This window comes from Streptomyces sp. BR123 (genome assembly GCF_013401435.1).
Lineage (GTDB): Bacteria > Actinomycetota > Actinomycetes > Streptomycetales > Streptomycetaceae > Streptomyces.
Genome location: NZ_JACBGN010000028.1, coordinates 1 through 20876, shown reverse-complemented (window position 1 = coordinate 20876; position 20876 = coordinate 1). Strand labels below are relative to the sequence as shown.

The 20876-nt window shown below is 73.6% G+C and carries 16 protein-coding genes and 1 pseudogene; 6 read left to right on the top strand and 11 right to left on the bottom strand.

Annotation, left to right across the window (positions count from 1 at the left end; genetic code table 11):
- Window positions 1–44: 44 nt before the first annotated feature.
- The gene (locus HYE82_RS07250; protein ID WP_179173102.1) at window positions 45–1472 is read left to right on the top strand and encodes a PP2C family protein-serine/threonine phosphatase; all 1428 of its coding nucleotides are present in this window, start codon (window positions 45–47) and stop codon (window positions 1470–1472) included.
- 159 nt (window positions 1473–1631) lie between these two features.
- On the opposite strand, the gene HYE82_RS07245 is transcribed toward HYE82_RS07250, so the two are convergent.
- A complete protein-coding gene (locus HYE82_RS07245; protein ID WP_179173101.1) occupies window positions 1632–3113 on the bottom strand; it encodes a hypothetical protein in 1482 nt (493 codons plus the stop codon).
- 228 nt (window positions 3114–3341) lie between these two features.
- Here HYE82_RS07245 and HYE82_RS07240 point away from each other — a divergent pair, with 228 nt between their 5' ends.
- Window positions 3342–4466, top strand: coding sequence for an aminoglycoside phosphotransferase family protein (locus HYE82_RS07240; protein ID WP_179173100.1), 1125 nt, complete (start codon window positions 3342–3344; stop codon window positions 4464–4466).
- Between the two features lie 188 nt (window positions 4467–4654).
- Entirely contained in the window at window positions 4655–6454 is a 1800-nt protein-coding gene (kstD, locus tag HYE82_RS07235; protein WP_179173099.1) for a 3-oxosteroid 1-dehydrogenase, read from the top strand.
- Between the two features lie 115 nt (window positions 6455–6569).
- Here the strand turns inward: kstD and HYE82_RS07230 are convergent, their stop codons facing one another.
- From HYE82_RS07230 to HYE82_RS07200, 7 genes are all read right to left on the bottom strand, one after another.
- Window positions 6570–7070, bottom strand: a complete 501-nt coding sequence (locus HYE82_RS07230) for a hypothetical protein (RefSeq protein WP_179173098.1) — start codon at window positions 7068–7070, stop codon at window positions 6570–6572.
- 60 nt (window positions 7071–7130) lie between these two features.
- A complete protein-coding gene (locus HYE82_RS07225; protein WP_179173097.1) occupies window positions 7131–7964 on the bottom strand; it encodes a maleylpyruvate isomerase family mycothiol-dependent enzyme in 834 nt (277 codons plus the stop codon).
- Between the two features lie 184 nt (window positions 7965–8148).
- Window positions 8149–8388: a DUF397 domain-containing protein gene (locus HYE82_RS37815; RefSeq protein ID WP_179173096.1), complete on the bottom strand. Its 240-nt coding sequence runs from the start codon at window positions 8386–8388 to the stop codon at window positions 8149–8151.
- A 131-nt stretch (window positions 8389–8519) separates the two neighbouring features.
- Window positions 8520–9686: a thiolase domain-containing protein gene (locus tag HYE82_RS07215; RefSeq protein ID WP_179173095.1), complete on the bottom strand. Its 1167-nt coding sequence runs from the start codon at window positions 9684–9686 to the stop codon at window positions 8520–8522.
- A complete protein-coding gene (locus HYE82_RS07210; RefSeq protein WP_309144227.1) occupies window positions 9683–10756 on the bottom strand; it encodes a thiolase domain-containing protein in 1074 nt (357 codons plus the stop codon). Before HYE82_RS07210 ends, HYE82_RS07215 begins: the two co-directional genes overlap by 4 nt.
- A gap of 424 nt (window positions 10757–11180) precedes the next feature.
- Window positions 11181–12185 carry a Zn-ribbon domain-containing OB-fold protein gene (locus HYE82_RS07205; protein WP_179173093.1) on the bottom strand — a complete coding sequence of 335 codons (1005 nt, stop codon included), beginning with the start codon at window positions 12183–12185 and terminating at the stop codon, window positions 11181–11183.
- A gap of 195 nt (window positions 12186–12380) precedes the next feature.
- Window positions 12381–13181: a crotonase/enoyl-CoA hydratase family protein gene (locus HYE82_RS07200; protein WP_179173092.1), complete on the bottom strand. Its 801-nt coding sequence runs from the start codon at window positions 13179–13181 to the stop codon at window positions 12381–12383.
- Window positions 13182–13365: 184 nt separating this feature from the next.
- Here HYE82_RS07200 and HYE82_RS07195 point away from each other — a divergent pair, with 184 nt between their 5' ends.
- The 3 genes from HYE82_RS07195 to HYE82_RS07185 all read left to right on the top strand — a co-directional run bounded on the left by HYE82_RS07195 (window position 13366) and on the right by HYE82_RS07185 (window position 17512).
- On the top strand, window positions 13366–15024 hold the full coding sequence (locus tag HYE82_RS07195) for an acyl-CoA synthetase (protein WP_179173091.1): 1659 nt from the start codon (window positions 13366–13368) through the stop codon (window positions 15022–15024).
- Between the two features lie 267 nt (window positions 15025–15291).
- Window positions 15292–16620: a phenylacetate--CoA ligase PaaK gene (gene paaK / locus HYE82_RS07190; RefSeq protein ID WP_179173090.1), complete on the top strand. Its 1329-nt coding sequence runs from the start codon at window positions 15292–15294 to the stop codon at window positions 16618–16620.
- A 70-nt stretch (window positions 16621–16690) separates the two neighbouring features.
- A complete protein-coding gene (locus tag HYE82_RS07185; RefSeq protein WP_179173089.1) occupies window positions 16691–17512 on the top strand; it encodes a YhjD/YihY/BrkB family envelope integrity protein in 822 nt (273 codons plus the stop codon).
- A 67-nt stretch (window positions 17513–17579) separates the two neighbouring features.
- On the opposite strand, the gene HYE82_RS07180 is transcribed toward HYE82_RS07185, so the two are convergent.
- The 3 genes and pseudogenes from HYE82_RS07180 to HYE82_RS07170 all read right to left on the bottom strand — a co-directional run.
- The gene (locus HYE82_RS07180) at window positions 17580–19088 is read right to left on the bottom strand and encodes a fatty acyl-CoA synthetase (RefSeq protein WP_179173088.1); all 1509 of its coding nucleotides are present in this window, start codon (window positions 19086–19088) and stop codon (window positions 17580–17582) included.
- A 73-nt stretch (window positions 19089–19161) separates the two neighbouring features.
- Complete coding sequence (locus tag HYE82_RS07175) at window positions 19162–20262, bottom strand: calcium:proton antiporter (RefSeq protein ID WP_179173087.1); 1101 nt, start codon at window positions 20260–20262, stop codon at window positions 19162–19164.
- A 103-nt stretch (window positions 20263–20365) separates the two neighbouring features.
- Window positions 20366–20876 (bottom strand): annotated as a pseudogene (locus tag HYE82_RS07170) (hypothetical protein); the annotation flags it as partial.

Below are 20876 nucleotides of genomic sequence, written 5' to 3'. Positions count from 1 at the left end.
CCACCCTTCATACCTGGCCGCGTCGCGCCTGTATCGGAGTCCCCATGCCGTCCCACCTGTTCGCGGACCGTCCCGCGCAGCCGCCCGAGCCCGGGTCGGTGGACGCACTGATCTCGCAGACCCGGCGGCTGCGCGGTGGTGTGGACGCCGTGCGCCGCGACACCGTCGTCGATGACGACGACGTCCAGGGCCGCTGGCAGCGGGCGCTGTGCGACCTCGCCGTGCACCACCTCGACGACCTGCGCGAGCAGTTGGACCAGCTGAAGGAGGGGCTGCCGCCCGCCCCCGCCCTCCAGGGGCTTACGGAACCGGGGCCGGAGGCCGACGCCGACGGCACCCCGCAGACCCGCGTCGGCAGCGCCGAGTGGAACCTGCTGACCGACGAGGTCACGTGGTCCGACGAGCTGTTCCAGATCTTCGGCCGCCCCCCCGAGGCCGGCCCGCTGCCCCTCGACGAACTGGGGTCCATCCTGTTCTCCGAGGACCAGCCGCTGCTGACCGCGATGGTGACGGCCTGCCTGGTCGACGGCAAGCCCATCGACGGGGAGTTCCGCATCGTCCGGTCCGACGGCCGGGTCCGTACCCTGCACATGCGGGGCGAGCCGGTGCTCGACTCGGACGGCTGCACCGCCTCCATGTGGGCCGTGCTCCGGGACGTGAGTGAACTGCGCCGAAGCCAGCGCGCCGTCCGCGAGTCCCGTGACTCACTGCAGCGCCGGCGGGAGATCGCGCAGACCGAACACCGGCTGGCGGTCGAGCTGCAGGAAGCCGTGCTCCCCCCGTGGCGCGGCTCCCTGCGGTTCCCGCACGGCGACACCGGCGCGCTCGACGTGGCCGCGCACTACCTCCCTTCCGCGAGCAGTGCCCTGATCGGCGGCGACTGGTACGACGCCCTCGAACTGGCCGACGGCTGCTCGCTGCTGACCGTGGGAGACCTGACCGGCCACGGGGTGACGGCCACGTCCGGCATGGCGATGATGCTCGGCGCGCTGCGCGGCATGGCCATGGCAGGTATCGAGCCGGGCCCGCTGATGGGCTGGCTCAACCAGCTGCAGGAGGCCTCCGCGCAGCCCGCACTCGGGTCAGCCGTCTGCTGCCGCTACGACCCCGCCCGCCGGACGCTCTCCTGGGCCCAGTCCGGGCACCCTGCCCCGCTGCTGTTCCGCGGCGGCGCCGGCCGCGCCCTGGTCCCGCCGGAGGGCGTGCTCCTGGGCGCGACCTCCGGGGCGGCGTACGGGCAGGCCGAGGAGCGGCTGGAGGCCGGCGACGTCCTGGTCCTGCACACGGACGGACTCGCCTCCGGCGACACGGGTGCGGTCCGGCCGGGCGGCATCGAGCGGCTGCTGGCGCTGGCGCCGCGGTTCACTGCGGCGCGGTCGGCGCAGGAGTGCCTGCGGACGGTGCTGGAGGAGTTCGGCGAGGGCGACCGTGAGGACGGCGCCTGCATCCTCGTGGCCCGGATCGCGGACTGACCGACCGCAGAAGTACGGCGGATGCCGCGGCCGCGCCGAACAGCGCGGCCTTCCCCGTCTTCGCGCGCCTGTGGAGGCGGACGGAGATGCGGAAGCCGAACCGGAGGACGCAGATGCGTATGCGGATGTGGACGTGGATGCGGTGGGCCGGCTCAAGGTCTAGACGGTCTGCTGCACGGGGCTGTTGGGCAGGGCGAACTTGATCTCGTCTCGCAGGTCCTCGATGCGCGCGTAGCCCGCGTACTCGGCCGTGAGCCGGTACATCTCGCGCAACCGGTCCCACGTCCGGTACGAGGAGGTCTCGTTCATGGAGACCAGGGCGAGCCGCGCGTACCGGTCGGCCTGTTCCGGGTCGTCGGCGAGGAAACAGGCGGAGGCCATCGAGATGTAGTCGAAGATCTGGGAGCGCTGGTGGCCGCCGGAGCGCAGCCGCAATGCCTCCTTGGCGTGCTGCTGGGCGACGGGGGCGGCGGAGGGGTCGTGGTCGGCGAGGGTGCGGTAGGCCAGGGCCTGCATGCCGTGCAGATCCGCCTCGTCGAAGTGCTGCATCCACGAGGGCGGGGGCACGTCGCCCTTGTCCGACACGAACAGCTCCTCGGCCTCGCCGAGCGTGCGGCGCATGGCCTGGCCCTTGCCGAGGGCGGCCTGCGCCCAGGCCTCGATGGTGTGGAGCATGGCGCGGGTGCGCGGCAGGGTCTGCTCGCCGGAACCGGACTGTGCCAGCTTCATCAGGTCCAGGGCCTCGTTGGGACGGCCCAGGTGGACCATCTGGCGGGCGGCACGGGACAGCGCCTCACCGGCGCGCGGCCGGTCGCCGCCCTCCCGGGCCGCGTGCGCGGCGATGACGAAGTACTTCTGCGCGGTGGGTTCGAGGCCGACGTCGTGGGACATCCAGCCCGCCAGGACCGCCAGGTTGGCCGCCACCCCCCACAGCCGCCGCTGGAGGTGGTCGGGGTGGTGATAGGCGAGCATGCCGCCGACCTCGTTCAGCTGCCCGACCACGGCCTTGCGCTGCAGGCCCCCGCCTCTGGAGGCGTCCCAGGCGCGGAAGACCTCCACGGAGCGCTCCAGGGCATCGATTTCCTCGGAGCCGATGGGGGCGGCCTCGTAGCGGTCCAAGGCGGCCGGATCGGCCTGGAAGGATTCGCCGTAGCGCTGTGCGTTCTTGACGGCGCGGGGGTCGGTGTGGAGCCAGTCGTACATGGCGTTGGTGAGGGCGGAGCCGGCGGTGAGCGCCACTCCCGCGCCCATCAGACCGCGACGGTTGAGCATGAGGTCCATTCCCGTGAATTCGGTGAGGACCGCGGCTGTGCGTTCGGGCGCCCAGGGCATGCCGTCGGGGTTCTCCTGCACCCCGTCCGTCTGCCGCTTGGAGGTGCGCCGCTGCCGTACGAACCCGAGGTCCTCGATGGTCACGACACGACCGAGCCGCTCGGTGAACAGGGCCGCCAGTACGGTGGGTACCGGTTCGCGGGGGGTCTCCCCCCGGTCGATCCAGCGCCGCACGCGCGAGGTGTCGGTGGCCAGCTGGTGGTGGCCCATGGCCGCCGCCTGCCGGTTGACCATCCTCGCCAGCTCACCCTTCGACCAGCCGGCCAGGCCGAACAGGTCGCTCAGTCGGGTGTTTGGTCCCTTGCTCACGTCAAGCCCCCAGGTTCTCGGCTGATGTGACACTAGCCCTCCGTCAGGTACCCCACGACTATTCGCCAGGCTTCGCCAGGGCACGCTTCGTGGTCCGCCACCCGTCGCCGGGTGTCAGGTAGGAATGCGCCTCCCCGACCCGGTCACCGGCGGAACTCCCCAGGGTGAAGTACGGGATCGGCGGGGCGGCGTACGCAACTCGTCGGCGCACGAAGGGAACCGCAAGCCATGTACGCAGCAACGTCCTCCGTGTCCGCCCCGGTCCGGCCGCACCGCACGCTCCAGGCGGGCAGCGGCTCGTATCTCGACCCCGGCCGTCCCGCGGCACCGGTGCCGGGCGCCCTCCGGGCACGGCGCATGCCGGGGGCCGCCGCGCAGCCGCTCAGCGGAAGAATCGACCTGTCCGGGCCGCAGGGCGCGCAACTGCGCACCGCGCTCGCCTCGGTGCAGCGCATCTGTCCGGAGTTCGCGCCGGTGCAGGTGCTGCGGCGCAGCGGCCGGTCGGTCCTGCTGGTCGGGACGACGGGACGGGCGACGGCCGTGGCGAAGGTTTTACTGGACCACTCGCCGGAATGGCGGGAGCGGTACCGGCACGAAATAGCGTCGTACCGGGCGTTCGTCCGGCACCGCCCGCCGGTCCGGGTGCCGCGGCTGATCGCCGCGGACCCCGAGAACTGCACGCTGGTGGTCGAACGGATGGCGGGCCGGGTCGCGGCATTGCAGCGGCACCCCGTGGAGGCCCCGCCGCGGGCCGACCTGCGGATTGCGCTGGGCGCGGTGTGCCGGGTGAACCAGTGGCGGCCGCCGACGGAGCTGTTCGACGACCCGCTGAACTACCCGCAGCGGATCGCGCGGTACCACGAGCTGGGACTGCTGACCGACCGGGACCTGGGTGACCTGCAGAAGCTGCTGCATGGCCTCAAACTGGCCGGTGTGCAGCGGCAGTTCAACCACGGCGACGCGCTCCTGTCGAACCTGCTGCTGTCCCCCGCCGGGCCGGTGCTGCTCGACTGGGAGCACGCGGGCTGGTACCTGCCCGGTTACGACCTGGCCACGCTGTGGACGGTCCTGGGCGACGCCCCGGCGGCGCGCAGCCAGATCAGCCGGCTCGCGCAGGCGGCCGGACCGGCCGCGCGGGACGCCTTCCTGGTCAACCTGATGCTGGTGCTCACCCGGGAGATCCGGATGTCCGAGACGGCGGTCCAGCGGTCGATGGCGGCGGCAGTCCCGGCGCAGCCCCTGCCGGCGGGCACCCTGTCCTCCGGCGAGGAGCAGCGGCTGCTGCTGCGGCGCCTGCACGACGACTGCGGCATGGCCCGCAGGGCGGTACGCGCGGCGGTCGGCACCCGCTGACCCCGGGCGGTCATCCGCACCCCGTACGAAAATCCCGTGGCGCACACAACCGGTGTGCGAACCACGGGATTTCGTGCGTCCGCCCTCGCGCATGGCTTGACTTCCCGTGCTCCCGCGCACAGTTTTCTGATACGGCATCAGGTCCGGTGTCCCCTGTCCCGCGTCTCCTCCGCTGCTGGAGCCTGCCCATGACTGCGAGCGCCTCCCCCTCCCCCGCCCGGAGTTCCCGGACGCGGCCCTCCCGCCGGTCGGTCCTCGCCGGGGCCGGGGCCGGGGCCGCGGCCGCCGTGCTGCCGGCCGCCGCGGCCCGGGCCGACGGCTCCGGCGAGGGGGCGCCGCCGGTCGAGTACGACGTCGTGGTGGTCGGCTCGGGGGCCGCCGGGATGACCGCGGCGCTCACGGCCGCCCGGCGGGGCCTGAGCGTGCTCGTGGTGGAGAAGGCGCCCACGTTCGGCGGCTCGGCGGCCCGGTCCGGGGCCGGTATCTGGCTGCCGAACAACTCGGTGATCCTGCGCGCGGGCGTGCCCGACACGCCGGAGAAGGCGGCGGCGTACCTGGCCGCGGTGGTCGGGCCGGAGGTGCCGGCCGACCGGCAGGCGGCGTTCCTGGCGCACGGGCCGCGGATGCTGGACTTCGTCATGGCCAACAGCCCGCTGCGGTTCCGGTACATGGACGGGTACAGCGACTACTACCCGAACCTCCCCGGCGGTCTGCCGAACGGCCGCTCCATCGAGCCCGACCAGCTCGACGGCAACGTGCTGGGCGCCGAGCTCGACCACCTGAACCCGGCGTACATGGCGGTCCCGACCGGGATGGTGGTGTTCAGCCAGGACTACAAGTGGCTCACCCTCGCCGCCGTCAACGCCAGGGGGACGGCGGTGTCCGCCGAATGCCTGGCGCGCGGTACGGCGGCGGCGCTGCGCGGGGAGAGGCCGCTGACCATGGGCCAGGCCCTGGCGGCCGGGCTGAGGGCCGGCCTGCTGACGGCGGGGGTTCCGGTGTGGCTCGGCAGCCCGCTGGTGGACCTGGTGCGGGAGGGCGGGGCGGTCACGGGCGTCGTGGTGGAGAGGGAGGGCGTACGGGGTGTGGTGCGCGCCCGCAAGGGGGTCGTGCTCGGCTCGGGCGGCTTCGAGCACAACGCGCAGATGCGGGCCCGGTACCAGCAGCAGCCGATCGGCACGCAGTGGTCGGTGGGCGCCAAGGAGAACACCGGCGACGGCATCCGGGCCGGCGAGCGGGCCGGGGCTGCCCTGGCGCTGATGGAGGACGCCTGGTGGGGGCCGTCGATCCCGCTGCCGGGGGAGCCGTACTTCTGCCTGGCGGAGCGGACCCTGCCGGGCGGGCTGATCGTGAATGCGGCGGGCGTCCGGTTCGTCAACGAGGCGGCCCCGTACAGCGACGTGGTGCACGTCATGTACGAGAAGGACCGGGGCGCACCGGGCTCGCACATCCCCGCCTGGCTGATCGTGGATCAGAACTACCGGAACAGGTACCTGTTCAAGGACGTCCTGCCGGCGCTGCCGTTCCCGGAGTCCTGGTACGGTGCGGGCGCGGTCCGGAAGGCCTGGACGTGGGACGCGCTCGCCGGGCAGATCGGGGTTCCGGCGGGGGCGCTGCGGGCGACGCTGAACCGGTTCAACGCGCAGGCGTGGAACGGGTCCGACGGAGACTTCCGGCGCGGGGACACGGCGTACGACCACTACTACACGGACCCCGGCGTGCATCCGAACTCGTGCCTGGCGCCGGTGTGGGTGCCGCCGTTCTACGCCTTCCGGATCGTGCCGGGCGATCTCGGGACCAAGGGCGGCATCGTCACGGACGCGCGGGCCCGGGCCCTGCGGCCGGACGGCTCGGCGATCCGGGGCCTGTGGGCGGCGGGCAACGCGAGCGCGGCGGTGATGGGGCACAGCTACGCGGGTGCGGGATCGACGATCGGCCCCGCGATGACCTTCGGCTACATCGCGGCGAACGACATCGCGGACGCCTGAGCGCTCCGCGGGAGGTGCGACGGTGGTCCGGCGATCGTCTGCGGCCCGGTCGTGGCTGATCGCGCAGTTCCCCGCGCCCCTTCGGGGCGCTCCCGCACCGCCCCCGGCCCTGCCGTCAGCCCTGCTGGAAGAGCTCGGCGGGGAGCGGCTTGAGCAGGGCGTACAGGTCGTCGCTGATGGGCCGGTCCCAGCTGGCGATGGTGACCAGCACGTTGTCGCTGCGGTCGAACTGGACGCAGCTGATCCGGCTCTCGGAGAGCTTGACCTTCCGGACGATGAGGAGGTTGTCGCCCTGCATCACGGGGCAGTCCTCGGTTCCGGTGACGTGGATTTCCTCGTCGTTCTCGAGGGCGTCGAGGAGCTGGGCCACCTCGAAGGGGACCTGGCCCTCGCCGAGGTCCCGGGCCGGGGAGCCCTCGGGCAGGTTGCCGATGATCATTGCGGGGCCGCGGCCGCCGAACAGGTCGTAGCGGAGAAAGACGCCCTGGCAGCTGCCGTCGGGCGCGGGGAGCAGCCCGGCCCCGAGATTGCCCGGCCAGTCCCCCGGGTCCATGGCCAGGACGTCGAAGTCCGGGCCGGCGGGTGTGGCGGCGCGGTTGCGGCGGAGGAAGGACATGCCGCCATGGTACGTGGCCGGTCGCGGTTTCCGGATCCCGGGGCGGGCAGTGGCGGGCTCCTACAGGGGCGGGACGAGGGTGAACCAGCGCGCGAGGAGCTCCTCGTCTCCGGTGACCTCCAGATCGTCCGCCGGGATCCGCTGCCAGAGGAAGAGCATGAGGTCGGAGGCGGTGCCGACGGCCTCGACGTGCGCCGGGCCGGTGGCGTCGCGCTCCACGCGGACGAGGTCCCCGGAGAACGTCACCGTCCAGGATCCGGGACCGTCCGTACGGCGGAACCGGTAGCACTCGCCGGCCCCGGGCGGGGCGGCGGACACGGCGCGCCGGAAGGGTGCCATGACCTCGAAGGTCTGCGGGACGGCGTCGGTCGCCACGTCCGCGGCGACGGGGCCGGGGGTTCCGGTGGCGCCCTCCGCGTCCCAGCGGTGGATCGCGAGCTCGATGGTCTGCATCCGGAGCCAGAACCCGCTGGTGTGCCCGCTGCGGTCGGCGGACCAGGTCCACACGGGCTCCTCCGGTCCCAGCTCGTGGAACAGGTCCGCCAGGTGGCGCGCGCCCTGCCCGAACCAGTCCGTCACCTGCTGCGGCAGCGGCCCCCGGTTCGGCGCCTGCTCCGGGAGCGGCCAGGCGGCCCGGGCCGTCGGGTCCTCGGGGAGCCCGAAGAGGGACGGGTCGGTGGGGTCGGGCGCCTCGGCGAGGCGGTCGCGCAGGATGCGTCCGACGAAGCGGTGGACGGCGCCCAGATGGCCGAGGAGGTCGGAGGCCGACCAGCCGGGGCAGGAGGGCACGAGGGGCAGGGGGCCGTCGCCGGCTTCGGCGACGGCGCGGCCGACGGCCTTCTCGAAGGCCAGGGTCTCGTGGCGGAAATGGGACAGGCGTTCGCTGTGGTCCATGCGGCGACTCTGCCCGTCGCGCGGGCGTGCGTACCGGGTTGCGCTGCGGGCGTACGCGGTCGTGCGCGGGCGTGGGCGGTCGTGCGCGGATGTGCGCGCCTCCGGGTACGCCCGGGCACGCCGACGCCGCCGGGCGTAGCGGCTGTGCGGTCCGGCGGCGTCGGCGGGTCGACGGGGCGGCGGGTCAGGTGAGGTCGAACTCGCCGCCCCGGGCGCCGAGGACGAACCTGCGCCACTCGTCCGGCGCGAAGATCAGCGACGGGCTCTCGGGGCGCTCGCTGTTGCGCATCGCGACGAACCCCTCGACGAAGGCGATCTGGACGTCGCCCGCTCCCCGGCTGCTGGACTGCCAGTCCGCCTGGCTGAGGTCCAGGTCGGGCTTGCCCCAGCCGGAGGACGGCTGCGAAATGATGGTGTCTGCCACGTGCGTGCTCCTCCCGGTACGTCGTCCGGGGCCAGGGTAGCCATCGCGGCGCGTGTCGCACAGGCCACCGTGCGTCACTCGCGACCGGTACGTCGCGGGCACGGTCCCTTCCCGGCCCGGTCGGGAGGCGGTCAGGAGTCCGGGGCCGTCGATCCCACCAGCCACATCGCGAAGAACTGCGCCCCGCCGCCGTACGCGTGTCCCAGCGCCCGCCGGGCTCCGGGCACTTGGTGCTCCCCGGCCCGGCCGCTGACCTGCAGGGCCGCCTCGGCGAAGCGGATCATGCCGGAGGCGCCGATCGGGTTGGTGGACAGCACGCCCCCGGAGGGGTTCACGGGGAGGTCCCCGTCGAGCTCGGTCACCCCTGCCTCGGTGAGCTTCCAGCCCTCGCCCTCCTGCGCGAAGCCCAGGTTCTCCAGCCACATCGGCTCGTACCAGGAGAAGGGCACGTACATCTCCACGGCATCGATCTCACGGCGCGGGTCGGTGATGCCCGCCTGCCGGTACACGTCGGCCGCGCAGTCCTTGCCCGCCTGCGGCGACACGAAGTCCTTCCCGGCGAAGAGGGTCGGCTCGCTGCGCATCGCGCCGCCGTGCAGCCAGGCGGGCGGCTTCGCCGAACGGGCCGCGCCCGCCCGGTCGGTGAGGACCATGGCGCAGGCGCCGTCCGAGGAGGGGCAGGTCTCCGAGTAGCGGATCGGGTCCCACAGCATGGGCGAGGCCTGGACCTTCTCCAGGGTGATGCCGTGCTCGTGGAGGTGTGCGTACGGGTTCTTCAGCGCGTTGCGGCGGTCCTTGTAGGCGACGAGCGAGCCGACGGTGTCCGGCGCGCCGGTGCGCCGCATGTACGCGCGCACGTGCGGGGCGAAGAAGCCGCCCGCGCCCGCGAGCAGCGGCTGCTGGAAGGGGACGGGCAGCGAGAGGCCCCACATGGCGTTGGATTCGGACTGTTTCTCGAAGGCCAGGGTGAGCACGGTGCGGTGGACGCGGGCGGCGACCAGGTTGGCTGCGACCAGTGCCGTGGATCCGCCGACCGAGCCGGCGGTGTGGACGCGCAGCATGGGTTTGCCGGTGGCGCCGAGGGCGTCCGCGAGGTACAGCTCGGGCATCATCACGCCCTCGAAGAAGTCGGGGGCCTTGCCGATGACGACCGCTTCGACGTCTGCCCAGGCCAGTTCGGCGTCGGCGAGGGCGCGGACCGCGGCCTCGCGGACGAGGCCGGCGAGGGACACGTCGCGGCGGGCGGCGACGTGCTTGGTCTGGCCGATGCCGACGACGGCCACGGGCTCCTTGCTCATGTGCGGTCCCCTTCCAGGACGGCGACCAGGTTCTGCTGCAGGCAGGGGCCGGAGGTGGCGTGGGCGACGGCCCGGTCGGACTCGCCCCGGTGGATCCGGGCGGCGGCCTCGCCGATCCGGATCAGGCCGGCGGCCATGAGCGGGTTGGCGGCGAGCGCCCCGCCCGAGGGGTTGACGGCCACGGCGCCGTCGTCGCCGATGCCGAGGGCCTTGCGCAGGACGACTTCCTGGGAGGAGAACGGGGCGTGCAGTTCGGCCGTGTCCACGGGGCGGTCGAAGAAGCCGGCGCGCCGGGCCGCGGTCCGGGTGGACGGGGAGTCGGTCAGGTCGCGCAGGCCCAGGCCGTGGGCCTCGATGCGGTGGTCGATGCCGGTGATCCAGGCCGGGCGGGCGCACAGCCGCCGCGCGGTGTCGCCGGCGGCCAGCACGACCGCGGCCGCTCCGTCGCCGATGGGCGGGCAGTCGCCTGTGCGCAGGGGACGGACCTGGTAGTCGCCCTGCGGGACGGGGCCCCGGAGCTGGGCGTGCGGGTTGGACCCGGCGGCGGCGCGGCTGCGGGCGCCGATGGCGGCGAGGGCGGCTTCGCCGGTCTCCCCCGCGTCGATCAGCGCCTGGGCCTGGAGGGCGGCCAGGGCCACCGGGTCGGGCCACAGGGGCGCCAGGTAGTAGGGGTCGAGCTGCCGGGTCAGGACGTCGCGCACCGGGCCCGGGGAGGACTTGCCGTACGCGTAGACCAGTGCGGTGTCGGCCTCGCCCGTCTGGATCTTGACCCAGGCCTCGTAGAGGGCCCAGGCGCCGTCCATCTCGACGTGCGACTCGGAGATCGGCGGCCAGGCGCCGACGCCGTCGAGGGTCATGGTGAACGAGAAGGCCCGGCCGGCGAGGTAGTCGGAGGATCCGGAGCAGGTGAAGCCGATGTCGCCGGTGCGCAGCCCGGTCTGCCGGAGCACCTCGTGCAGGACCGGCATGACCATCTCGACTTCGCTCAGCTCGTCGGTGCGGCGCAGGTGGTCGCTCTGCGCGAAGCCCACGACCGCGACCTCGCGTGCGTACCGGGTCCCGTCGGTCACCGGACTCCTCCCGGGAAGCCCCGGCCTTCGGGCCGGGGAGGAACGGGCCCTCGGGGCGGGGCCGCGAAGTGGTGGAGTTCGTTGCGCATCTGCTCTGACCTGCACTCTCATTCGTTGTCGGTGGCGGCTGTCAGCGTCCGAGGCACGACGGCGACACACGCAGCCCTCGAAGGGGGGTGGGCGCGGTGCCGGGGGTGTGGGACGAGTGCGCGGCGATGTCCCGCGAGGTCCACGGGCGCAGCAAGGCGACCGGTGAGAGGACGACGTGCGGCCGGCGCAGCCGGACGGGATGCCGACCGGGCCCGGCAGTCGATGAGCCGGCTGCGCGAAGGCCGTTCGGTTCGCCGGCTGACCGTCCGCGACTTCGCCAGGCGCGGGCGAAGGAAATGGGCCGGGAATCCCCTCCCGTCAGGGAAGAGAGGTTTCACAGCAGCTCCTTGTACGTGTCGTACTCGGCGTCCGGTTCGCCGGTGGGGCGGTAGTGGTCGGGGTAGCGGCCGCCTTCGGTCCACACGGGCTCGACGCGCAGGCCCATCCGGACCCGGTCGTAGGGGATGCCGCCGATCCGGCCGTGGAGGGCGAGGTCAGCGCCGTCGAGGGCGATGTGCGCATACACGTACGGCACTTCGAGGTCGAGATTCGCCGTGTGCGCAGCCTTGATGTTGACGATGCAGAACGTGGTGACCGTGCCGCGGGGGCCGACCTCGACGCGGTCGGTGGTGGCAACCCCGCAGGTGGGGCAGGCGCCCCGGGGCGGGACGTACACCTTGCGGCAGGAGGGGCAGCGTTCGCCGACGGTGCGGTGCTCGGCGAGGGCGCCCAAGTACGCGGTCTGGGCGCGGCCGGGGCTGTAGGTGTAGTCGAGGCGGGCGGGGGCGACGATGCCGGTGACGGGCTCGGCGAAGGCCCCGTCGTGCGGGGTGGTGGTCGTGGCTTGCGGGCCCTCCGCGGGCACGTCGGGCACGTCGGGTTCGTCGGGCTCGCAGGGCTCGAAGCAGGCGATGTCGGTGATGGAGCCGGTGCGTTCGGCGGCCCAGCGGATGCGGACCCGCATTCCGGTGCGTACGGCGTCCGGGCCGGGCGCGTCGAGCGCGTGCAGCAGGGCGGTGCCGGCCCCGTCGAGGCGGACCAGCACCCAGGCGAAGGGGGTGCCGAGGGGCTGGTTCGGGCGGGGGTGGCCGTTCCAGGCGAAGGTGGTGACGGTGCCGGTGGGGGCGACCTCGACGAGCTCGCGCAGTTCCTCGGCGGTGGCGGGGTCGTACTCGACGGGCGGGACCATCACCGAGCCGTCGGAGGTCTTCACTCCCAGGACGACGCGCTCGCGCAGCCCGGTGAGGAAGGCGCTCTGCACGGGTCCGAGGGAGCGGGTGAAGGGGAACTCGACGATGAGGGGCGCGCGCAGCACCTCTGGCGGGGACGCGGCGGTCATGGCGGCTCTCCCGGTTCTCCGGTTCGGACGGGGTGGGTACGGCGGGCGGACGGGCGGGCGGCCGGGCGGCCGCGGCGGCCTGGGCGGGCTCGGTGGAGTCCGGTGCCGTCCCGCGCCCCCTCGGGGCGCGGGGAACAGCGCGGCCGGCCCCACCGGCCCGCGGTTCATGACCGGACCAGACCTCCCGCGGAGCACTCAGGCGCGGCGGTACACCGGGGGGCGTTTCTCGGCGAAGGCTCGGGCGCCCTCCTTGGCGTCGGCGGTGTCGAAGACCGGCCACCCGCGGGCGAGTTCGGCGGCCAGTCCCGCGGTTTCGTCCAGTGCGGCGGTCTCGTAGACCGAGGCCTTGACGGCCTCGACGGCGAGGGGTCCGCAGGTGTTGATCTGCTCGGCGAGCTCCAGGGCGTGGTCCAGGGCAGTTCCGGTGGGGACGACGCGGCCGACGAGCCCGATCCGGGCGGCCTCCTCGGCGGAATAGGGCCGACCGGTCAGGAGCATCTCCAGGGCGTGGGTGCGGGGGATCTGGCGGGGCAGCCGTACGGTCGAGCCGCCGATCGGGAACAGGCCCCGCCGGACCTCGAAGAGGCCGAAGGTGGCGCCGGCGCCCGCGACGCGGATGTCGGTGCCCTGCAGGATCTCGGTGCCGCCGGCCACGCAGTAGCCCTCGACGGCGGCGATGACGGGCTTGCGCGGCCGGTGGTGGCGCAGCATCGCCTTCCAGTGCAGGTCGGGGTCGGCCTTGAGACGGTCGCGGTACCGGTCGCCGGCCATGCCCTTTCCGGCGAGCGCCTTGAGGTCCATGCCGGCGCAGAAGTCCCCTCCGGCGCCGGTCAGGACGATCGAGCGGACGGTGTCGTCGGCGTCGGCCTCCAGCCAGCCGTCGTGCAGGCCGACCAGCAGGGGCAGCGAGAGCGCGTTCTTCGCCTCGGGGCGGTTCATGGTGAGCACCAGTGTGGCGCCGTGCCGTTCGACGGTGAGGTGTTCGGTACCGACCATTGCCGTCCTCCCTCTCGAGACCTAGAACAGGTTGCAGGAGCGAGGGGTGCAGTTCAAGGGTTTTCTGACACCCAGTCAGTTTTCTTGTCCGCGCCCTTCCCAGTTGCCGGGGGCGGCGCTCTAATGACCGCCGGGCGGTCCGGCCGGGCGTGCGCCGAGGGAGCTTCGGGGGTCAGGAGGAGCGGTGGAGTACAACCTTGCCGACCTGTTCGAATCGGTCGTGGACGCGGTCCCGTCGGACCGCGAGGCTCTGGTGTACGTGGACCACCCGGGATCCGGTGCCGAGCGCCGCCTCACGTACGCGCAGCTGGACGCGGCGGCCAACCGCATCGCCCATCACCTGCGGGACAGCGGGCTGAAGGCCGGCGAACACGTGGGCCTGCACCTCTACAACGGGGTCGAGTACCTCCAGACCGTCCTGGCCTGCCTGAAGGCCCGCCTGGTGCCGGTGAACGTCAACTACCGCTACGTGGAGGAGGAGCTGGTCTACCTCTACAACGACGCCGACCTCGCCGCCCTCGTCTTCGAGGGCGAGTTCACGGCGCGGGTGGCGGCCTCCCTGCCCCGCACGCCGAAGCTGCGCCATCTGATCAGGGTCGGGGAGGTGCCCGGGGGTGCACCGGAGCCGGCCGTCGCCCCGGTCGCGTTCGCGGATGCCGAGGCGGCCGGCTCGCCGGCCCGGGGCTTCCCGCCCCGCTCCCCCGACGACCTGTTCATCATCTACACGGGCGGCACGACCGGCATGCCCAAGGGCGTCATGTGGCGGGCGGAGGACCTGTTCTTCGCAGGCCTGTTCGGCGGGGAGCCGTCGGGCGAGCCGGTGAAGCGGCCGGAGGAGCTGGCGGAGCGGGTCGCGGCGCGCGGCGCCGGGCTCACGTTCTTCCCCGCCCCGCCGCTGATGCACGGCACGTCGACACTGACCTCGTTCATCGCCTTCAACTACGGCCAGCGCGTGGTCATCCACCGCAAGTACGTCCCCGAGGAAGTGCTGCGGACGATCGAGAAGGAGAAGGTGTCGAGCGTGTCCCTGGTGGGCGACGCGATGCTGCGGCCGCTCATCGACGCGCTGAAGGGACCGCTGAAGGGGACCGACCTGTCCTCGCTGTTCAGCGTCTCCTCGTCCGGGGCGATCATGTCGGACTCGGTCCGCGCCGAGTTCCTCCGGCTCGTTCCGAACGTGCTGCTGCTGAACAACTTCGGCTCCTCGGAGTCCGGGTCCAACGGACGGGCTGCCGACGACGCGGGTCCGGAGCGGGGCTTCCGGCTCGTGGTCAACGACCGTACGCAGGTGGTGGATCCGGTGTCGCACGAGCCGGTGCCGCCGGGCGTGCCGGGGCGGCTGGCGCAGCGCGGCCGCGTACCGCTCGGCTACTACAACGACCCGGTCAAGACCGCCGCGACCTTCTTCCGGAAGGGCGACGAGCGGTGGGTGCTGCTCGGGGACATGGCCACGGTGGACGACGAGGGCATCGTCACCGTCCTCGGCCGCGGCTCGCAGTGCATCAACACGGGCGGCGAGAAGGTGTACCCGGAGGAGGTCGAGCAGGCGCTCAAGGCGCATCCGGACGTGTACGACGCCCTGGTGGCCGGGGTGCCGGACGCGCAGTGGGGCAGCCATGTCGCGGCGGTGGTCCAGCTGCGCGCGGGCGCGCCGGAGCCGACGCTGGACGAGATCCAGAGCCACTGCCGGACCAGGCTGGCGGGGTACAAGATCCCGCGCCAGCTGGTCGTCGCGCCGGCCGTGCAGCGGTCGCCGAGCGGGAAGGCGGACTACCGGTGGGCGAAGTCGGTGGCGGCGGAGGCCGATGCGGCCGCCCGCCGGAGCGTGCCACCGGCCGGCTGACGGGGCGGCGCCGGCGCTGCCGTCGTACCGCCGCGCGCGCCGGCCGGGGCGGGCGGGGGCGCGCGTCGCGCCGCCGGGCAGGCCGACGAGGGTTTCGCCCTCCCCTTGGCGCGGTAGGCGAGTGGGGTCCCGTCACAGGTGCTGCAGGAAGGGGTGGGACCATGCCATCATGCGATCACTCGTTCGAGTCATTGATTTCGGCCGCCCACCTCAGGCAATGTACCGAATGATCGGTCGGCTGTTCGGCTCGCGACGGGGTGAGGGCACATGACGCAGTACGAGGACGTCCGGGACGCGGGCGAGCGGCTCGGCCGCGACGAGCTGGCCGCCCTGCAACTGACCCGGCTGCGGGAGACCCTGGCCCGCGCCTACGAGCGGGTGCCCTTCTACCGGCAGGCCTTCGACAAGGCCGGGGTGCATCCGGACGACTGCCGGTCCCTCGTCGATCTCGCCCGCTTCCCCTTCACCGCGAAGACGGACCTGCGCGACCAGTACCCCTTCGGCATGTTCGCCGTGCCCCGCACGGAGGTCCGCCGACTCCACGCCTCCAGCGGCACCACCGGCCGCCCCACCGTGGTCGGCTACACGGACGGGGACCTGGACACCTGGGCGTCGGTCGTCGCCCGCTCGCTTCGTGCGGCGGGCGGGCGCCCGGGCCAGATCGTGCACATCGCGTACGGGTACGGCCTGTTCACCGGAGGACTGGGCGCGCACTACGGGGCGGAGCGGCTGGGCTGTACGGTCGTGCCCGCTTCCGGCGGCATGACGGACCGCCAGGTGCGGCTGATCCGGGACTTCCGGCCGGAGGTCATCATGGTGACGCCCTCGTACATGCTGGCGCTGCTCGACGAGATGGAGCGGCAGGGCATGGACCCGCGCAGCACGTCCTTGCGGACCGGGATATTCGGCGCGGAGCCGTGGACGGAGGGCATGCGCCGGGAGATCGAGGATCGGCTCGGCATCGACGCCGTGGACATCTACGGCCTGTCCGAGGTGATCGGCCCGGGTGTCGCGCAGGAGTTCGCCACGCACAAGGACGGCCTGCACGTCTGGGAGGACCACTTCTACCCGGAGGTGGTGGACCCGGTGACCGGCGAGGTGCTGCCGGACGGCGAGCCCGGGGAGCTCGTGTTCACCTCCCTCACGAAGGAGGCCATGCCGGTGGTCCGCTACCGGACCCGGGACCTGACGCGGCTGCTGCCGGGCACCGCCCGGCCTGCGTTCCGGCGCATGGAGAGGATCACCGGCCGCTGCGACGACATGCTCATCCTGCGCGGGGTGAACCTGTACCCGACCCAGATCGAGGAGATCCTGCTCGGGACGCCCGGTCTGGCCCCGCACTTCCAGCTGCGGCTGACCCGCGAGGGCCGGATGGACGCGCTGACGGTACGGGTCGAGGCGCGCCCGGATGCGGACGCCGCCCGGCGGGGGGCCGCGGCCGCGGCCGTGGTGCGGGCGGTCAAGGAGGGCATCGGGGTCACCGTCGCGGTCGAGGTCGTCGACCCTGAGACCCTGGAGCGCTCGGTGGGGAAGCTCAAGCGGCTCGTCGACCTGCGCGGCACCGGGGAGAGGGGGAACACGCGCCCGGGCAGCTGACGCGCCCGATCGGCCCCACTTCGGTCCGGCCTCCGAGAGCCGCCGGGCCCGTGCGGGTAGTGGATGAGGCGTGACCTCCGAGCTCCGCCACCTCCATGACCGGCTCCTGGCCTCCCCGGCCGGGCTCGCCTGGAGCCGGGGGCGCGAGATGGAGCTGATGCACCGGGCCATGGGCTTCGCCGCCCTCGGGTTCCTCACCCTGGTGCCGCTGCTGGTCGTGGTGGCGGCCGCCGCGCCCGGCAGCGGCTCGAACTTCGGCCGCTGGCTGGGCCAGGCGCTCGGGGTCACGACGTCCTCCCGGGCCCGGATCGAAGTGCTGTTCGCGTCGGCAGACCTGGCGCTGGAGCGGACGACCGCCTTCGGCCTCGCGGCCCTGACGGTGTTCGGCCTCACCTTCGGGTCGGCCGTGCAGACCGGGTACGAGAAGGTCTGGGACCTGCCCACCGCCCGGTGGCACACCATGTGGCGGCACGTGATCTGGCTCGCCCTGCTGGTGTGCTACCTGGCGCTGCTCGTCGGGGTCCCCGCCCCGTCGGACGACGTGCTGGGCAACCTCCTCGTCGGTACCGGGGACGTCATCGGCACCTGCCTGTTCTTCTGGGGGTCCCAGCGCCTGCTGCTCGGGGGCCGGGTCCGCTGGCGGGCACTGCTGCCCGGGGCGGTGGCGACCGGCCTGGGCCTGCTCGGCCTGCGCATCTTCTCCCAGCTGGTGTTCTCGCCGCTGATCGCCTCCAACGCCGTGACGTACGGGCCGTTCGGCACCCTGCTGGTCGTCCAGTCCTGGCTCGTCGGCGTCGGTTTCGTCGTCTACGGGGGAGCGCTCGTGGGCCGCCTGGTCCACGAGCACCTCACCCTGCGCCGACTGCACCACTCGGGCCTGCTCCCCGACTGAACGCCCCGGCCCGGGCTGCCGCGAGCCCCTGCCGCCGGTGCCCGGGGAGCACCCGCGGCGCCCCGGGTCAACGGCCGGCCGCCCGGCCGAACCGGTCGCGCAGCTCGCGCTTGAGGATCTTCCCGCTGGCGTTGCGCGGCAGGGCGTCGACGAACAGCACCCGTTTCGGGGCCTTGAAGTGGGCCAGCCGCTCCCGCGCGTAGGCCAGCAGCTCCGCCTCGGCCACCTCCCCGCGCGGCACCACGACGGCCGTGACCGCCTCGATCCAGCGGCCGTCGGGCAGCCCCACGACGGCCGCCTCGGCCACCGCCGGGTGCGTGTAGAGCACGTCCTCGACCTGCCGCGAGGCGACCAGTACCCCGCCCGAGTTGATGACGTCCTTGACCCGGTCGACGACCGTGAAGTACCCCTGCGCATCGCGCACCGCCAGGTCACCGGAGCGGAACCAGCCGTCCCGGAAGGCCTTCTCCGTGGCCTCCGGATCGTTCCAGTAGCCCAGGCAGAGCTGCGGCGAGCGGTACACCACCTCGCCCGCGGTCCCGTAGGGCACGTCCACGCCGTCCTCGTCGACGACCCTCGCCTCGACGTGCCGGACCGGCCGCCCGCAGGACTCCAGCCGCCCCTCGTGCTCCGCGGGCCCGAGAACGGTGGCCAGCGGCCCGATCTCGCTCTGCCCGAAGCAGTTGTAGAACCCGAGGCGGGGCAGCCGCGACCGGAGCCGCTCCAGGACCGGCACCGGCATGACGGACGCCCCGTAGTACGCCTTGCGCAGCGCGCCCAGCTCGCGCCGCTCGAACTCCGGGTGCTCGGCGAAGGCGATCCACACCGTGGGCGGTGCGAAGAAGCTGTCCGCCCGCCCCGCCTCCACCAGGCCGAACAGCTCCTCGGCGGCGGGCGCGTCCAGGATCGTGTTCCGTGCGCCGACGGCCAGGTACGGCAGCAGGAAGACGTGCATCTGCGCCGAGTGGTACAGCGGCAGCGCGTGCGCCGGCAGGTCCTCGGGGTGCAGGTCCAGCGCCTCGACGGCGCTCTCGTACGCGTGGGCCAGGGCGCGGTGCGTCATCATCGCGCCCTTGGGCCGGGCGGTGGTCCCGGAGGTGTAGAGCAGCTGCACCACGGCGCCCGGGTCGCCGACGGGCTCGAAGGGCAGTGGCTCGTCGAGCCCCGCGAGAAAGGAGCCCGGCGCGTCGCGCAGCGGCCGCACGGCATACCCGTCGGGAATCCGCGGGGCCAGGTCTGGGTCGGCGAGGACGAGCGCGCCCGAACAGTCGTCCAGGATGTACGCGAGGTCCTCGCCGGTGAGGTTCTGGTTGACCGGGACGTGCGTGAGCCCGGCCCGGGCGCAGGCGAGGAAGGCGAGCAGGTAGGCGTCGGAGTTGCGGCCGAAGGCCACGACCCGGTCGCCGGCGCCCAGCCCGTACCGCCCGCGCAGGACGGCGGCCCCGGTGGAGACCGCGGCGTCGAGGTCGGCGTACGTCCTGACCCGCTCGCGGTACCGGACGGCCTCCCGCTCCGGAAACCGCCGCGCGCTGTCGCGCACCAAACCGTCGACCGTGTTGTCCCGCACTGCCGTCATGCCGCGATCCTCGTCCCCCCGCGCACCCCGGTCAACCACCGCACGGCCGATCGGGCTGGCGCCCGCGGGGCGCTCACGGGCTTACGGCGAGGAAGAGGTAGGCCGCCAGGACGACCAGGTGGACGCCGCCCTGGAGCAGGGTGGCGCGGCCCGGTACGACGGTGAGCGTGCCGACCGCGACCGTGAGCGCGAGCAGCACCATGTGGACCGGTCCGAGGCCCAGCAGCAGCGGGCCCGACAGCCACAGGGAGGCGACGGCGATGGCCGGAATGGTCAGGCCGATGCTGGCGAGGGCGGAGCCGTACGCGAGGTTGAGGCTGGTCTGGACGCGGTCGCGGCTTGCGGCGCGGACGGCGGCGAGCGTCTCGGGTAACAGGACGAGCAGGGCGATGACGACGCCGACGACGGCCTGCGGCAGGCCGGCCTCCGTCACGGCCGACTCGATGGTGGGCGACACGGCCTTGGCGTTGCCGACGACGGCGACGAGGGAGACGAGCAGCAGTCCGAGGCTGATCAGGGCGGCGCGGGCGGTCGGGGGCGCGGCGTGGCGGTCGTCGCCCCGGTCCGTGCCGGTGACGACGGGCAGGAAGTAGTCCCGGTGGCGGATGGTCTGCACGGAGACGAACAGCCCGTAGAGGGCGAGCGAGGCGCAGGCGGCGAAGGTGAGCTGGGCCGCGGAGAACTCCGGGCCGGGCTTGGCGGTGGTGAACGTCGGCAGGACCAGGCTGAGGGTGGCGAGGGTCGCCACGCTGGCCAGGGCGGCGCCGGAGCCCTCGGCGTTGAAGACGGCGACGCGGTTGCGCAGCGCACCGACGAGCAGGGACAGGCCGACGATGCCGTTGCAGGTGATCATGACGGCGGCGAAGACGGTGTCGCGGGCGAGGGAGGCGGTCTTGGGGCCGCCGTCGACCATCAGGGTGACGATGAGGGCCACTTCGATGACGGTGACGGCCACCGCGAGGACCAGGGAGCCGAACGGCTCGCCCACCCGGTGGGCGACGACCTCGGCGTGGTGTACGGCCGCGAGCACCGCGCCCGCCAGGCACAGCGCGACGATCGCCACCGCGAATCCCGGCAGGTCCCGCCCCCAGCCGAACACGAGCGCGAGGAGCGAGACGAGCGGGACCGCGGCGGTCCACGCGGCGGCGGGGAGCCTGAATGCGGCGCGTCTCATGCCCCCACGCTGTCACGCCGCGTGATCCGCCGCGCGACCGGCGGTGCGGGCCGGCTGCGGTCCCCGAGCCGGGGCCTGCAGCCGGCCGTCGCCACGGGGGCGACTACCAGAAGATGACGGCGTATCCGTCGCCGCTGCCGATCGACGTACCGCCCTGCTCGCCCGACGTGCGGCCGCTGCTTCCGCCGACAGCACCGAACCCGCCGGTGCCGGCTCCGTCGGGCAGGCCGATGACGCCGTCGGCGACACCACCGCCGGTGTTGCCGGTCCCGGGCTCCCCGGGCCTGGTCACGCCGCCGGTGCGGCAGGAGGCGGTGCCGCCGGCGCCGGGCGTACCGTCCGCTCCGTCGACGGTGGTCCCGCCACCGCCGCCACCGCCGCCGCCACCGCCGCCGGCCGTGACCAGGAGGTCGCCCTTGGGCGAGGCCAGGGTGGTGGCACTGCCCGCGGCACCCGGGTTGCCGGCCGCGCCCGGGCCTCCGCCCGTACCGCCGGCGCCACCGGTACCGCCCGTACCGCCGTCGCCGACGACGACCACGTACGACTGCCCCGGCTTCACGGGAACGGCGCACCAGGCGAGGCCGCCGCCACCACCGCCACCACCGGTGCCGCCG

Coding starts and splice junctions, on each gene's coding strand:
- HYE82_RS07230 (WP_179173098.1), bottom strand. CDS start 7,070: ATGTCCTTCCTCCGCCGCAACCGCGCCGCCACACCCGCCGGCCCGGAC.
- paaK (WP_179173090.1), top strand. CDS start 15,292: ATGACGCAGTACGAGGACGTCCGGGACGCGGGCGAGCGGCTCGGCCGC.
- HYE82_RS07205 (WP_179173093.1), bottom strand. CDS start 12,185: ATGACCGCCGCGTCCCCGCCAGAGGTGCTGCGCGCGCCCCTCATCGTC.
- kstD (WP_179173099.1), top strand. CDS start 4,655: ATGACTGCGAGCGCCTCCCCCTCCCCCGCCCGGAGTTCCCGGACGCGG.
- HYE82_RS07180 (WP_179173088.1), bottom strand. CDS start 19,088: ATGACGGCAGTGCGGGACAACACGGTCGACGGTTTGGTGCGCGACAGC.
- HYE82_RS07175 (WP_179173087.1), bottom strand. CDS start 20,262: ATGAGACGCGCCGCATTCAGGCTCCCCGCCGCCGCGTGGACCGCCGCG.
- HYE82_RS07215 (WP_179173095.1), bottom strand. CDS start 9,686: ATGAGCAAGGAGCCCGTGGCCGTCGTCGGCATCGGCCAGACCAAGCAC.
- HYE82_RS07250 (WP_179173102.1), top strand. CDS start 45: ATGCCGTCCCACCTGTTCGCGGACCGTCCCGCGCAGCCGCCCGAGCCC.
- HYE82_RS07200 (WP_179173092.1), bottom strand. CDS start 13,181: ATGGTCGGTACCGAACACCTCACCGTCGAACGGCACGGCGCCACACTG.
- HYE82_RS07225 (WP_179173097.1), bottom strand. CDS start 7,964: ATGGACCACAGCGAACGCCTGTCCCATTTCCGCCACGAGACCCTGGCC.
- HYE82_RS07240 (WP_179173100.1), top strand. CDS start 3,342: ATGTACGCAGCAACGTCCTCCGTGTCCGCCCCGGTCCGGCCGCACCGC.